Below are 13,560 nucleotides of genomic sequence, written 5' to 3'. Positions count from 1 at the left end.
AGTGCGTGCTATCGTTGTTGGTGCTGGACAAACAGAGGGCGCGGACCTCGCCCCAAAGCCTCGGCATCGAGCGCGAATGCAACGCGATGCCCTCCACTCAAAGCCGGACGGACAGGGTGTGAATATGTGGCGAACTCTTCTTATCGCGGGCGTGTTGCTGATGATCGGCCTGCCGCCCGCGCAAGCGAATGCGGCTTCGGTCGCAGCGCTGACTTCTCCTTCGACCGCGACGACCGCACACGCGCCCAGACATCTCGCGCTCGTGATCGGCAATGCAGACTATGTCGATCATCCGCTCGCAAGCGCATCGCGCGATGCCGATGACATGACCGCGGCACTCGACGCACTCGGCTTCGACGTGACGCAGCGCACGAATCTCGATGAAGCCGCGATGCGGCAGACTCTCGATGCATTCGCCACGAAGCTCGGCCCGAACGACACGGCGCTCGTCTATTTCGCGGGCCACGGATTGCAGGCGGGCGGCGATGCGTTGCTCGTGCCGCTCGACGCTCGCGAGCAGCGGCCCGCGACGCTCGTGCGCGACACGCTCTCCGCAAAAGACATCGTCGAACGCATGACGCGCGCGCGGCCGGACGCGGCGAACATCGTCGTGCTCGACATGTGCCTTACCGATCCTTTCGAAAAAACGAACGCGCGGACGTGGACGCTGCCGCCGCGCACGCTCGTCGCGTATGCGGCAGCGCCTGGAAACGACGCCGCCGAGAGCGAACGCAACGGGCGCTATACCGCGGCGCTGCTGCGCGCGCTGGGCGCGCATGGATCGGTGACGCCATCGACTTTCGCGGCGGCGGCCTCCGATGTTGCGCGGTCATCGCGCGGCGCACAGCGGCCGTGGCTCGCATCGACGCTCGATGCGGACTTTGCGATCGCCGATGCATCGACGAACATGCGCATCGCGGACGCGAACGCCATCCATCCTGCCGATTCCGCCAACGCCGTGCGCACGCGCGGCATCCTTCCGAAGGACAGCAACGAGCAGTACGAACTGACGTTCTGGGAATCGATCAAGGACAGCACCTATCCGAGCGATTACGAAGCGTATCTGAAGGCGTATCCGAATGGCCGTTTCGCCGCGCTCGCGAAGGCGCGCATCGATCGTCTGCACGCGGCGGGCAATGCGAAGCCGGCGGCATCGGCGCCGGCCGCGCCACCGGCTGCGACCGCGACGCCTGCCGCACCGGCGCCCAAGCCGCCGCCGTCCGCGCCGGCCGCCGCAACCACTACCGCGCCGGAAAAGCCGCGCCCGAGCGTGCCTGCCGCGCCCGCTGCCGCCGCGGTGACGGCGCCGCCCGCCGCCATCACCACCAAGCCCGCGGCGAAAACGGCAAGCGGCGGCGAGATCAAGGATTGCCCGACGTGCCCTGTCCTGATTCCGCTCTCGTCAGGCAGCTTCACGATGGGCAGCAACAACGACGATCCCGCCGAGAAGCCGCCGCATCGGGTATCGATCGGGCGCGCGTTCGCCATCGGCAAATACGAAGTCACGGTCGAGCAATGGAACGCCTGCGTCGATGCGGGCGCGTGCACGCGCGTCGCGGCGGAGGGCGAGTCGGGCACGCCGCCCGGCAATGCGCCGATGCGCAACGTGAGCTGGGACGACGCCCAGGTCTACGTCAAATGGCTGAGCAAGGTGGGCGGCAAGGCGTATCGTCTGCCGACGGAAGCGGAGTGGGAATACGCGGCGCGCGGCGGCACGCAGTCCACCTACTGGTGGGGCGACCAGATGAAGAAGGGCACGGCCGATTGCAAGGATTGCGGCGATCCGTACAAACCCGACGCGCCGACGCCCGTCGGATCGTTCGCGGCGAATCCCTATGGCCTGTACGACATGAACGGCAGCGTCTGGGAATGGGTCGCCGACTGCTGGCATAGCTCGTACAAGAGCGCGCCCGTCGATGGCCGCGCGTGGGACGATCCCTCGTGCTCCGTGCGCGTGATTCGCGGCGGCTCGTGGCGCGAAGGCGCGTCCTACATGCAGTCGGCGACGCGCTTCAAATACAGTTCGAGCGTGCGCCAGTCGCAGAACGGCTTTCGCGTCGCGCGGGACATGGAGTGAGCTTCATCGGCCCGCGGCCTTCACGATGATCTGCGCCTGCGCATCCCGCTCGATCGTCTTGAGCGCGGGCAGCGCGGCCCTGAAATCGTCGGGCGTGCAGACCTGCCTGCCGAAGCGCGCTTCCAGCGTGCGCGAAATCTGCACGACATTGGTCGACGGATCGAAGAGATAGCGCGAGCGGTAGCGAAAGAAATCGCTCGTCAGATCCTGATCGGCAGGCACCTCGGCCACGCGCATCGTCTTCGGCAGCGAGATCTGCGAGACCTCGTCGAACGTTCCGCCGATACACAGATACGGCTGCGTGCGCGTGCGCTCGGCAAGCCAGTTGCGCGTCGCCGTCGCGATGCCGCCCGACAGGCTCGAAAGCGCGGGCAGCGCCGTCGTGCCGGTCGGCCAGACGACATCGTCGAGCGTGCCGCGCAGCGTCGTCGCGAACGGGCCGCCGCTTGCGTCGACATCGCTCGTCGTCAGCGCGCCCGCGCCGCGCAGGTTCGTGAAGCGCAGCCGGTCCGCCGCGATCTGGTCGCGCCGCTGCGCATTCGCGAGCCGCAGGTTCATCCGCTCGATTTCCGCGCTCCATCCCGCGTCCTCCACCCAGTAGGCGAAGCTCGCCTCGCCTTGCGGCGCGACCTCGATCTGCAGACGCGCCGTGCGCGCGAGCGGCTGGGTCGCGGGCGTGCGGGCGAGCGCGCCGGTGTTCACGAGCAGTGCGGGACGATCCATGTCGGCGAGCGGCAGAAAGCCGAACTCGACGCTCGACGCCGTGCTGTCCGCATACAGGTTCAGATCGGGCAGCCACGTGACGATGTGATTGATCGCGCCCGATCCGTATCCCGGCACCGACGGCAGGGTATAGACCGAGCCGAGGCCGATCAGCGCGGGCTCGTTGCGAATGCCGACGGCATCGAGCAGCGCGCCGTAGAGCGCGACGTGGTCCTTGCAATCGCCGTAGCGGTTCGCGAGCACGTCGGTCACGCGATGCGGCACGGCGGGACTCTGACCGATGAACATCGCGACATAGCGGATCGAGTGGCGCACCCAGTCGTAGAGCGTTTTGGCTTTGGCGCGGTCGTCGGCGTCGCTGCTCGTGAGCGATTGCGCGAGCGCGCGGATGGCGGGATCGCTCGCGCCCGGGTCGGCGGCCGCTTCGCGATAGCTCTTCGCGAAGCTCGCGTAATCGGGAAAGGTCGTGACCATCAGGCGATCGCCGTACTGCGCATAGCCGACCGAGCCGCTTTCGATGCGCGCGATACGGTCGCGCCGGTAGACGAACGCATAACGCGTGCGCCCGTTTTCCGTGACGGGCGGCTCGGCGACGTAACCGCGCGCGTCGGCATAGAGCGGCTTGTCCGCCGGCAGATCGAAGACTAGCCGCTGCTGGAGCACGGGCCTCGGCCCCGGATCGACGTAATAGTTGAACTGCCCCGGAATCACCGCCGCCGCCTGACTCTTGCGAGAACGCAGATGCACCGTCGAGCCGATGCCCACCGCCGGAAAGATCACCGCGCGCAGTTTCGCGTCCTGAAACGTCGGCGCGCCCGCCGAGCGCGGCTCCTGAATGTCGCGGATCTGATCGGGCGAGACGTCGTGGCGCGCACCGTTCGCATCGACCGAATAGGCCTCGACGATATCCACCTTCGACACGCTTTTGTCGTACCAGACATAGCGCTGCGCGATCTCGTCGACGCCCGCCGACGTGTTCGCGCGCAGCACGGCGGCGTCGTCTTCGGTCAGCGAGCCATCGGCGGCGACGACGAACTCGTGAACGTCGCTGACGACGGTGGAAGGATCGTCGTCCGTCGCGGCAAGGGCGCACGACCACACGCACATGCCGACGATGACGCACGCCAGATCGGGAATGAAGCGACGAAACATGTGAGAGCCCGCGCCGCAGGGAGAAAACTTATCGTACAGGAGGACGCGCACGCCCGTTTCCCGCGACGAATCGCGACATGCGACAATTTGTATCATGTTGGGATATAATTTTCGGATCGTCGCACGCTTGCTTTCGCGCCACCGATCCGGCCGGCCAGTGTGACCCTCCACTGACTCTTCCGGAACGCTGAAAAAGTGTCGCGTAACGTATTGCTTCGCTGGCTGCAAGGCTTTCTCCCCGCTCCTGTCACGCTGCGCTGGACCGAGCGGCTGCGCGGCGGTCTGGGCGCGCTGATCGGCATCGCGCTGACGGGCGGCCTCGCGCATCTCCTGGTAGGCGACGCAGCGGCCATTCCGTTTCTCATTGCGCCGATGGGCGCCTCCGCCGTGCTGCTCTTCGCCGTTCCCGCGAGTCCGCTCGCGCAGCCGTGGTCGATCATCGGCGGCAACCTCGTGTCGGCGACGGTCGGCGTCGCCTGCGCGATGCTCATCCACGATCCCGTCGACGCCGCCGCGCTCGCCGTCTGCCTCGCGATCTGCGCAATGTTCGCGCTGCGCTGCGTGCATCCGCCTTCGGGCGCGGTCGCGCTGACCGCCGTGCTCGGCGGACCGTCGATTCATGCGCTCGGCTTCGGCTTCGTGTTCGCGCCGGTGGCGATCCAGTCGGCGGCGCTGCTGTCCTCGGCGATCGTGTTTCATGCGCTGACGGGCCATCGCTATCCGCACGGCCACGCCGCGCCGAAACCCGCGAACGCGCCGCCCGACGCCGCCTCGTTCACGCGCGCCGATCTCGAAGCCGTGCTGTCGCGGCGCAGCGAAATGCTCGACGTCGATCCGGACGATCTCGAAGCGCTCCTGCGCGAGACGCAGTTGCAGGCCTACGCGCGCCGTTTCACGGAATTCACATGCGCGGACATCATGTCGCGCGCGATCGTGTCGGTGACGCCCGATACGAGCGCGCAGGCGGCGCTCGCGCTCATCGACCGGCATCAGGTGAAGGCGCTGCCGGTGATCGACGCAACGCGCCGCGTGTGCGGCATCGTCACGCGCGCGGACCTGGCGCCGGTGCGCCGCGGCGGCATCGTCGAGGGTATGAAGCGCGCGATCGAGCGGCTCATGCGCGGCCCGTCGACGACGCCGCCGCTCGTCGCCTCGCTGATGACGACGGACGTGCGCACCGTGAAGACCGGCACCGCGATCGCCGAACTGGTGCCGATGTTCGCGCACTTCGGGCACCACCACATTCCGGTGGTCGGCACGCACGATGAGCTTGCCGGAATGATCACGGAAACCGACCTGATCTCCGGGCTCTATCGGCAATCTTTCGTGGGCGAGCGCAAGAGCGCCTGACCCCCTCGCGCTGACTGGAATCCGATGAAAACCCCTCGCACGCTCGACAAGCCGGACTTCGAACAGCTATCCGAATTCCGCTATCAGATGCGCCGCTTCGAACGCTTCTCCGAGCAAGCCGCGCAGAGCGAAGGCATCACGCCGCTGCAGTATCTGCTGCTGCTGCACATCAAGGGCTATCCGGGCCGCGACTGGGCGACGGTCGGCGAACTCGCGGAGCGGCTGCAATCGCATCATCACGGCGTCGTGGCGCTCGTCACGCGCTGCGAGGCGGCCGGGCTCGTGCGCCGCGCGCCGAGCGACGAGGATCGCCGCCAGGTCCGGGTGCATCTCGAAGCGCGCGGCGAAGACGTGCTCGAACGACTCGCCGCGCTGCATCGCGCGGAGCTGAAGTCGCTCGAAGGCGCGTTCCGCGTGCCGAGCATCGATCTCTGAATCTCCTGGAGCACTGATCATGGACCATCACAAGCGCGACTTTTCGGTCAACGACCGGCTGCTCAGGATCTGCGGGCTCGCCGCGATCATCGGCGGTGTCGCCACGCTCGCGGCCGTCGTGCTTCTCGGGCTGATCCATCTCTTCACGAACCTGTTTTTCTTCGGCACGTTCTCGATCGAGGACCGTTCTCCCGCGCTCAACACGCTCGGACCCTGGGTGATCGTGATTCCGGTGTTCGGCGGATTGATCGTCGGGATGATGGCGCGCTTCGGCTCGGAGAAAATTCGCGGCCACGGCATCCCCGAAGCCATCGAGGCGATTCTCTTCGGCAAGAGCCGCATGTCGCCGAAAGTGGCGATTCTGAAGCCGCTGTCGTCGGGCATCGTGATCGGCAGCGGCGGGCCGTTCGGCGCGGAAGGCCCGATCATCATGACGGGCGGCGCGCTCGGCTCGCTGATCGCGCAATGCATCGACGTGACGGCGGCCGAGCGCAAAACGTTGCTCGTCGCGGGCGCGGCGGCGGGCATGACCGCCGTGTTCGGCACGCCGGTCGCAGCGGTGCTGCTCGCGGTCGAACTGCTGCTCTTCGAATGGCGGCCGCGCAGTTTTCTGCCGGTCGCGCTCGCGTGCGCCGTCGCGGGCTTCGCGCGCGCGTCGGTGTTCGGCACGGGCGCGCTCTTTCCGCTCGAAACGCAGCCGTCGCAGATGATTTCGCTGCTTTCGTGCCTCGTGGCCGGCTTGCTGGCGGGGGCGCTGGCGTCGGGGTTGTCGGCGGCGCTCTACAAGCTGGAGGACGTGTTCGGCAAGTTGCCGATCCACTGGATGTGGTGGCCCGCGATCGGCGCGGTGTTCGTCGGTATCGGCGGATATATCGAGCCGCGCGCGCTCGGCGTCGGCTATGACGTGATCGGCGACCTGCTGCATCAGCACATCGCGATCAAGGTGGCGCTGTCGATTCTCGCCGTGAAGGCGCTCATCTGGGTGGTCGCGCTCGCCTCGGGCACGTCGGGCGGCGTGCTCGCGCCGCTCCTGATGCTCGGAGCGGGCCTGGGCACGGCGCTCGGCGCGATCCTCCCCGGCCACGACGCCGCGCTCTGGCCGCTCGTGTGCATGGCCGCGACGCTCGGCGCGACGCTGGGCGCGCCGCTCACCGCGATCGTCTTCGCGTTCGGCCTCACGCACGATGCGAACGCGCTCCTGCCGCTGCTCGCCGCGACGCTCGTCGCGCACGGCTTCGCGACCGTCGTGATGAAACGCTCGATCATGACCGAGAAGATCGCGCGGCGCGGCTATCACATCTATCGCGAATACGGCGTGGATCCGCTGGAGCGTCATCACGTCGATGAAGTCATGACGCGCGACGTGCTGACGATCGACGCCGCCGCGCCTTTGAGCGACGTGCTCGCGAAGCACTTCGGGCCGCATCAGGTGCATCGCGCGTATCCGGTCGTGCGTGACGGCGTGCTCGTCGGGATGCTGGATCGAGGGGCGCTCGGGACGTTGAACGAAGCGCAGGCGGGTATGAGCATCGGTGAGGCATTGCAGCGGCATCAGCCCGCAGCGCCGGTCTTCGCGCTGCCGGGAGAACCGTGCCGGCTTGCCGCGACGCGCCTTGCCGTGCATGAACTGGAGCGCCTGCCGGTGGTCGCGGACAAGCAGTCGCTAAGGCTCGTCGGCATCGTGTCGCGCAGCGATCTCGTCAAGCCCGCGCGCGCGCACTTCGACGAGGAACATCGGCGCGAGCGATTCAGGGGTTTTCGGCGGACGGCGGTGCTACGGAAGCACTGAGGTCGGCGTGCGGAACGGAAAACGGCTGCGCCCAGTGTCGCAGCTCAGTCCGGCGATGGAGACACACCTTCAATCCATCGCCGGATAAAGGTGAATATCTGTCATAACTCGGGCTTGAATTGCCATCTGCTAAGATCCCCGATTCTTTTTCGATTTCGATCGTTTAATTAGTTTTATTAAAATTTATCATTTTTTAATACTTTTTAACACACAAATCAATTAAGCATCCCTAAGTATGCTCGATGAAATAACTCAATAACAGGTTCTCAGCAGTGACCTCACCCCGAGTTTCAGTAATTATCCCCGCCTACAACGCCGGCGCGTTCATTGAGCAAGCCGTCAATTCGGTCCTCGCACAGACTTTTCAAGATTTCGAAGTAATCATAGTATCCGACGGTTCGACCGATAATACGGTGCGCGTCCTGAGTCGCTACGAAAGAGATTCCCGCGTTCGCGTCATTACCCTAAGCTCGAATTCAGGAGAGTCCATCGCGACCAATATCGCGATTACTGCTGCACGCGGAGAGTACATCGCGCGACTCGACTCCGACGATATTGCCCTGCCCGACAGACTGCTCTATCAAGTCGATGTGCTCGATAACAATTCTTGGGTGACCGTCACCGGCGCACAGGTGGACACGTTGGATGAGTCGACCGGAATCAGGGCACCGTTGAAATGGACAGCACGCTCGGACGCAGACATCAAAAGCGCATTGCTCGACGGCGGCTACCATTTCATCACGTCCACAACCATGTGGCGTCGGGCCTGGTTTCTCGAGCGAAACATCTGGTGGAATGCGTCATTGCCTTCCGGTCGCGATCATCGTTTCTGGATCGACGCGATGCTGGCCGGAGCGGGCTTTGCAAATCTCGATCGTGTGCTTGCCGTGTACCGGTGGCACGCGACTAACATCAGCCATGACGTCGAGTCCGTTCTCGCCTCAGGCCGAGCAAATCGCGACTTGGTGGTACGGTCGTTCTTCCCGCAACTCTCGCGACGCGAAGCGATGAATCTAGCCCCATTGCTCGAAACGCAATACTGGGGCACGAATCATCTCACCGACGTCGACTCGCTTCGACGCGCCGTCGAGACGCTGGAGCGAATGCGGCCCATGCGCGAATCCATTTACGGCGAGAATCGTGCGCTCTTGTCCGAATACATCGATCGATGGTTCGATATCGCGAGCAGACGTATCGCCGAACTCGCGAGCGTCACAGTTCGCCCCGCGCACTTCGGATGACGAACATCGGAGGGAGCCGCTCAGGGGGAGCCCGCGGACGCCTGCGTTGAGAAAGCACTGAGGTCGGCGTGCATGTCGGCGAGCGGCCCGGTCCAGTTGCCGAGTTCGGTCTGTCGATAAAGACGCATCGACGGATACCACGGCGTGAAGCGCCGACAGTCGAGCCAGCGCGCATCGCAGGTCTGGGACAGCAACACCCACACCGGGCGATTCAGCGCGCCGGCCAGATGCCCCGAGCCCGTATCGATGGTGATGAGCAGATCGAGCTTTTCGAGCACGCGGGCGGTGTCGCCGAAGGTCGAGAGATGCGGCGCCATGTCGGTCACGTCGTGACGGTGCATGACGGCGCGTTCTTCGTCGCTGATCTCGCCTACCTGTAGCGAATAGAAACGGCAGGCGCGGTTCGACAGCACCGATTCGAGGCGGCTGAGCGGAATCGATCGATACGGCTCCTGACGCACGCCGCTCGCGCTTTTCCATATCAGGCCGATTTTCGGGCGCTTCGTGTCGGCGCTCAGCAGCGCGCTCGCTTCGTCGGACAACACCGTGGCCGGATCGATGGCGATGCGCGCCCCCGGATTCTCCGCCGGAAAATACGGCGAGCGCTGATAGCGCGCGTAGAGACTGAAGCCGAAGGTAAAGCGATCGCAGCGTTCGAGTCCGATCGCGCGCTGCTCCTCCGTCGCCAATAACAGCGGCACCACGTCGCTATGCCGGAAAATCTCGTTCCATCCCGGGAAATACTCCACGACGACTTCCCGCGCACCGTCGCGAAGCAGCAGATCGACGTAGCGCGAGAACTGTACGAAGTCGCCAAAACCGCCCTCGTAGTGGACGTAAATTTGCATGCCCGCGACGGATTCGTCCATGCCGAGGAGCTTCTCCGGCGGTGTGGCCTGCCACACGGGATGATCTCCCAGAATGAGGCTATGGAAGGCTTCCGCGTACGCCCGCCCGCGAATCATGCGGTGTCGCTCGTTCGCCAGGTGAAACTTGCCGAGGATGAACTGCACGATCGCGAGCTCTTCGCTCATGATGTAGCGATCGCGCTGAGACAGCGACTCGTCGGCCAAAGCGCGTTCCAGATGCTTTTCGGCTTCGGCGTGCAGCCCGGCGAAGCTCAGGTCGATGCCGAGCTGACCGATATGGCAGCCGGGATCGTCCGACGCCGACAACTTCGCCGCGAGGGCTTGCGCCTCTCTGGCGCGGCCGGCTAGCCGAAGCGCGCGGATCAGTTCCAGCGGCTCCATGTGTTGCAGGTCGTTGGGATGGGTCATGATGTTGTGAGCTGAGATCGCCGGTGACGGCCGGTTATGCTAATTCTTCGAAGCGTCCGAACCGCAAAAATGCGTAACTTCAAGGTAGGCGCAGCGGCTCCGGGATGGAAACGAAGTTGCGTCATCGTGCGTTTCCAGAAGTGAAAGAATCGAACGGACCACCTTCGGGCAGAAACTCGCGACAATGCCCTTTCACCCGCCGAATCGCGCGACCCGCGCGCGCCGCCCATGACCACCCGCCGCGACTTTCTCCACTTCACCGCCGCCGCGCTCGTCGCCCGCGCAACCGAGGCAGCCCAAGCCGCCGAACCGCCCGCCCAACTCATGCACAAACGTCCCATTCCCTCGACCGGCGAGCCTTTGCCCATCGTCGGCTGCGGCACCTGGCGCACCTTCGACGTCGGCGATGACGCAGCCCGCCGCCGCGAACTCGCCGAAGTGCTGCGCGTGCTTTTCGCGGCAGGCGGCTCGGTGATCGATTCATCGCCGATGTACGGTTCCTCCGAAGCCGTCGCGGGCGCGCTGCTCGCGCAATCGCACACGCGCGACAAGGCGTTCATCGCCACCAAGGTCTGGACCGACGGACGCGAGGCCGGCATCGCGCAGATGGAGCAGTCGATGCGACTGTGGCAGACCGATCGCATCGACCTCATGCAGATTCACAACCTGCTCGACTGGCGCACGCATCTCGCCACGCTGCGCGACTGGAAAGCCGCCGGCAAGATCCGCTATATCGGCGTCACGCACTACACGTCCGGCGCGTTCCCGCAGGTCGAAGCGGTGCTGCGTACGGAGCGCATCGATTTCGTGCAGATCAACTACGCCGCCAACGACCGCGACGCCGAAGCGCGCCTCCTGCCGCTCGCCGCCGAGCGCGGCGTCGCGGTGATCGTCAATCAGCCGTTCGGCGGCGGGTCGCTGCTCGCGAGCCTGCGCAACCGGCCCTTGCCCGCCTTCGCACAGGAACTCGGCTGCGCGTCGTGGGCACAGCTCCTGCTCAAATTCGTGCTGGGCAACGCCGCCGTGACCTGCGTGATTCCCGGGACGGGACGGCCCGAATACATGATCGACAACGCGCGCGCGGGCACCGGCATCTATCCCGACACGGCGATGAGACAGCGCATCGCCGACGCGGTCGCGTAAGGAGGAAACCATGAGCGATCCCTACGATCTTCAGCGTTTCGTCGACGCACAGGAAAGCGTCATCGACGACGTGCGCGCCGAGCTTGCCGCCGGTCGCAAGCGCACGCACTGGATGTGGTTCGTGTTCCCGCAGATCGCCGGCCTCGGGCACAGCGCGATGGCGCAGCACTACGCGATTTCATCGCGCGAAGAGGCCCGCGCGTATCTCGCGCATCCGGTGCTGGGCGCGCGGCTCGTCGAACTGACGCGCATCGTCAACGGCGTGCAGGGGCGCAGCGTCAGCGACATCTTCGGCTATCCGGACGACATGAAATTTCATTCGTCGATGACCCTTTTCGCGCGCACGGCCGACGACGCCGATGTCTTCAACGAAGCACTGCGCCGCTATTTCGAAGGACGCGACGACCAAGCCACGCTGTCGCGTCTTCAATGACGGGCATGGCGGTTGCGTCTCCTGAAACGTCCACATTCTTCAGGAGGCGCGCGCCATGAGCAGGTCCTTCAAGCTGCACGATCACGTCCGCTGGAACACGCCGCAAGGCGAGACGACCGGGCATATCGTGCGCATCGTCACCGAACGCACGACGCTCGACGGTCATACCGTCAACGCGTCGCGCGACGATCCGCACTTCGAAGTCGAAAGCGACAAGAGCGGCAAACGCGCGGTGCACAAAGCCGACGCGCTCACGCGTCTGACGCACTGAATCCGCTAACGCCATGCGCCGCACGTTCGCACTAATGCAGTGCGCGCGGCGCAACCCGGCACCGTTCCTGCAGAAACCACGATTAACGTTCAAACTTCTACCGCGCTGGAAGCTTGAATCGCGCATTTCCATTGAACCGGTTTGCCCAATCCTTTGAGGAATCGAACCAATGAAATCGAAACTCGTGGCACTGCTCGTTGCATCGTCGGCACTCGGCCTGACTTCCACGGCATCGTTTGCCCAGGTCGCGGGCGCTCAACCGCTCGGCGTATCGGTCGAGGTATCGACGGCCATCATCGATGGCTGGAGCGTCAAAAAATCCATCCTCAACAAGCCCGTCGTGAACGATCAGGGGCAACGCGTCGGCGTGATCAATGACATCATCGTCGCGCCGGATAAATCCGTTTCGTTCGCGATCATCGCGGCGAACAAGTTCCTCGGCGTGGCGCGCCACGATGTCGCGATTCCCATCGAGCAGCTCGACGTGAAAAACGGCCAGTTCGTGCTCGCGGGCGCAACCAAGGACGCGATCAAGGCGCTGCCCGAGTTCCAGTACAACAAGGTGAAGCCGACGCCGAAGCCGCGCGCGGAATTCGAGCATCATTAAGCTTGACCGGAGGCGGCCGCGCGCCGCCTCTTTTGCCTGACCTCAACCGGAAACCGCCGATGTTCAAAGCCCTCATGCTCGACAAACAGGACGACCGCACGGTCGCGTCCATTCAGTCGATCGACGAATCGCGCCTGGCTTCGTCCGTCGATGGCGGCGACGTGCTCGTGCGCGTCGAGTTTTCCACGCTCAACTACAAGGACGGCCTCGCGATCACCGGCCGAGTGCCGGTCGTGCGCACCTGGCCGATGGTGCCGGGCATCGACTTCGCGGGTGTCGTCGAAACGAGTTCGCATCCGGACTACCAACCCGGCGACAGGGTCGTGATGAACGGCTGGGGCGCGGGTGAAACGCACTGGGGCGGGCTCGCGCAGAAAGCCCGCGTGCCGGGCGATCATCTGATCAAGCTGCCCGCGAACATCACGACGCGCCAGGCGATGGCCATCGGCACCGCCGGCTATACCGCGATGTTGTGCGCGCAGGCACTGGAAAAGCACGGCGTCGGCCCGAAAGACGGCGACGTGCTCGTGACCGGCGCGAACGGCGGCGTCGGCAGCTTTGCCATCGCGATTCTGGCTAAGCGCGGCTTTCGCGTGATCGCGTCGACGGGCCGTCCCGAGGAAGCCGAGCGGCTGCGCGAGCTGGGCGCGGCGGATATCGTCGAACGCGCGACGCTTTCGGAGCCCGGCAAGCCGCTGCAGAAGGAACGCTGGGCGGCGGCCGTCGATTGCGTCGGCAGTCATACGCTCGCGAATGTCTGCGCGAGCTTGCGCTACGGCGGCGCGGTCGCGGCGTGCGGGCTCGCGCAAGGCATGGATCTGCCCGCGTCGGTCGCGCCGTTCATCCTGCGCGGCGTCGCTCTGCTGGGCGTAGACAGCGTCTATGTGCCACGCGAGCGGCGCATCGCGGCATGGAAAGCGATCGCCGATGAAGTGCCGGTCGCGACCATCGAAAGCGTCGCGACCGCCATTCCTCTGGCCGACGCGCCCGACGTCGCCGCGCGCCTGCTGCGCGGCGAAGTAAAGGGGCGCGTGATCGTCGATGTGAACGCCTGAGCCGGCG

The 13,560-nt window shown here is 65.2% G+C and carries 12 protein-coding genes; 10 read left to right on the top strand and 2 right to left on the bottom strand.

Features of this window, described 5'->3' with window-relative positions:
* Positions 1-124: 124 nt before the first annotated feature.
* Positions 125-2,077, top strand: coding sequence for an SUMF1/EgtB/PvdO family nonheme iron enzyme (locus IAG25_RS19030; RefSeq protein WP_187606236.1), 1,953 nt, complete (start codon positions 125-127; stop codon positions 2,075-2,077).
* A gap of 3 nt (positions 2,078-2,080) precedes the next feature.
* On the opposite strand, the gene IAG25_RS19025 is transcribed toward IAG25_RS19030, so the two are convergent.
* A complete protein-coding gene (locus IAG25_RS19025; RefSeq protein ID WP_255503798.1) occupies positions 2,081-3,952 on the bottom strand; it encodes a DUF3857 domain-containing transglutaminase family protein in 1,872 nt (623 codons plus the stop codon).
* Between the two features lie 195 nt (positions 3,953-4,147).
* Between IAG25_RS19025 and IAG25_RS19020 the strand changes: the two genes are divergently transcribed.
* The 4 genes from IAG25_RS19020 to IAG25_RS19005 all read left to right on the top strand — a co-directional run bounded on the left by IAG25_RS19020 (position 4,148) and on the right by IAG25_RS19005 (position 8,767).
* Complete coding sequence (locus IAG25_RS19020) at positions 4,148-5,302, top strand: HPP family protein (RefSeq protein ID WP_187606235.1); 1,155 nt, start codon at positions 4,148-4,150, stop codon at positions 5,300-5,302.
* A 24-nt stretch (positions 5,303-5,326) separates the two neighbouring features.
* Positions 5,327-5,737 (top strand): MarR family winged helix-turn-helix transcriptional regulator, encoded by a 411-nt coding sequence (locus IAG25_RS19015; RefSeq protein WP_035503580.1) that lies wholly within the window; start codon positions 5,327-5,329, stop codon positions 5,735-5,737.
* Positions 5,738-5,756: 19 nt separating this feature from the next.
* Positions 5,757-7,526, top strand: a complete 1,770-nt coding sequence (locus IAG25_RS19010; RefSeq protein WP_375336530.1) for a chloride channel protein — start codon at positions 5,757-5,759, stop codon at positions 7,524-7,526.
* A gap of 272 nt (positions 7,527-7,798) precedes the next feature.
* Positions 7,799-8,767 (top strand): glycosyltransferase family 2 protein, encoded by a 969-nt coding sequence (locus IAG25_RS19005; protein WP_187606234.1) that lies wholly within the window; start codon positions 7,799-7,801, stop codon positions 8,765-8,767.
* Between the two features lie 20 nt (positions 8,768-8,787).
* Here IAG25_RS19005 and IAG25_RS19000 read toward each other — a convergent pair whose 3' ends face one another.
* Entirely contained in the window at positions 8,788-10,044 is a 1,257-nt protein-coding gene (locus IAG25_RS19000; RefSeq protein ID WP_187606233.1) for a glycosyltransferase family 9 protein, read from the bottom strand.
* 228 nt (positions 10,045-10,272) lie between these two features.
* Here IAG25_RS19000 and IAG25_RS18995 point away from each other — a divergent pair, with 228 nt between their 5' ends.
* The 5 genes from IAG25_RS18995 to acuI all read left to right on the top strand — a co-directional run bounded on the left by IAG25_RS18995 (position 10,273) and on the right by acuI (position 13,553).
* Positions 10,273-11,187 carry an aldo/keto reductase gene (locus IAG25_RS18995; protein WP_187606232.1) on the top strand — a complete coding sequence of 305 codons (915 nt, stop codon included), beginning with the start codon at positions 10,273-10,275 and terminating at the stop codon, positions 11,185-11,187.
* 10 nt (positions 11,188-11,197) lie between these two features.
* Positions 11,198-11,620: a DUF1810 domain-containing protein gene (locus IAG25_RS18990; RefSeq protein WP_187606231.1), complete on the top strand. Its 423-nt coding sequence runs from the start codon at positions 11,198-11,200 to the stop codon at positions 11,618-11,620.
* A 55-nt stretch (positions 11,621-11,675) separates the two neighbouring features.
* Positions 11,676-11,891 (top strand): DUF2945 domain-containing protein, encoded by a 216-nt coding sequence (locus IAG25_RS18985; protein WP_035503587.1) that lies wholly within the window; start codon positions 11,676-11,678, stop codon positions 11,889-11,891.
* 169 nt (positions 11,892-12,060) lie between these two features.
* Positions 12,061-12,498, top strand: a complete 438-nt coding sequence (locus tag IAG25_RS18980) for a PRC-barrel domain containing protein (protein ID WP_035503589.1) — start codon at positions 12,061-12,063, stop codon at positions 12,496-12,498.
* Positions 12,499-12,557: 59 nt separating this feature from the next.
* A complete protein-coding gene (gene acuI / locus IAG25_RS18975; RefSeq protein WP_187606230.1) occupies positions 12,558-13,553 on the top strand; it encodes an acrylyl-CoA reductase (NADPH) in 996 nt (331 codons plus the stop codon).
* Positions 13,554-13,560 lie beyond the last annotated feature (7 nt).

The sequence above is a fragment of the Caballeronia sp. EK genome, assembly GCF_014384845.1.
Classification (GTDB): domain Bacteria; phylum Pseudomonadota; class Gammaproteobacteria; order Burkholderiales; family Burkholderiaceae; genus Caballeronia; species Caballeronia jiangsuensis.
Note: the sequence above shows the minus strand (reverse complement) of the source record. Positions and strands in the feature narration are given on the sequence as shown.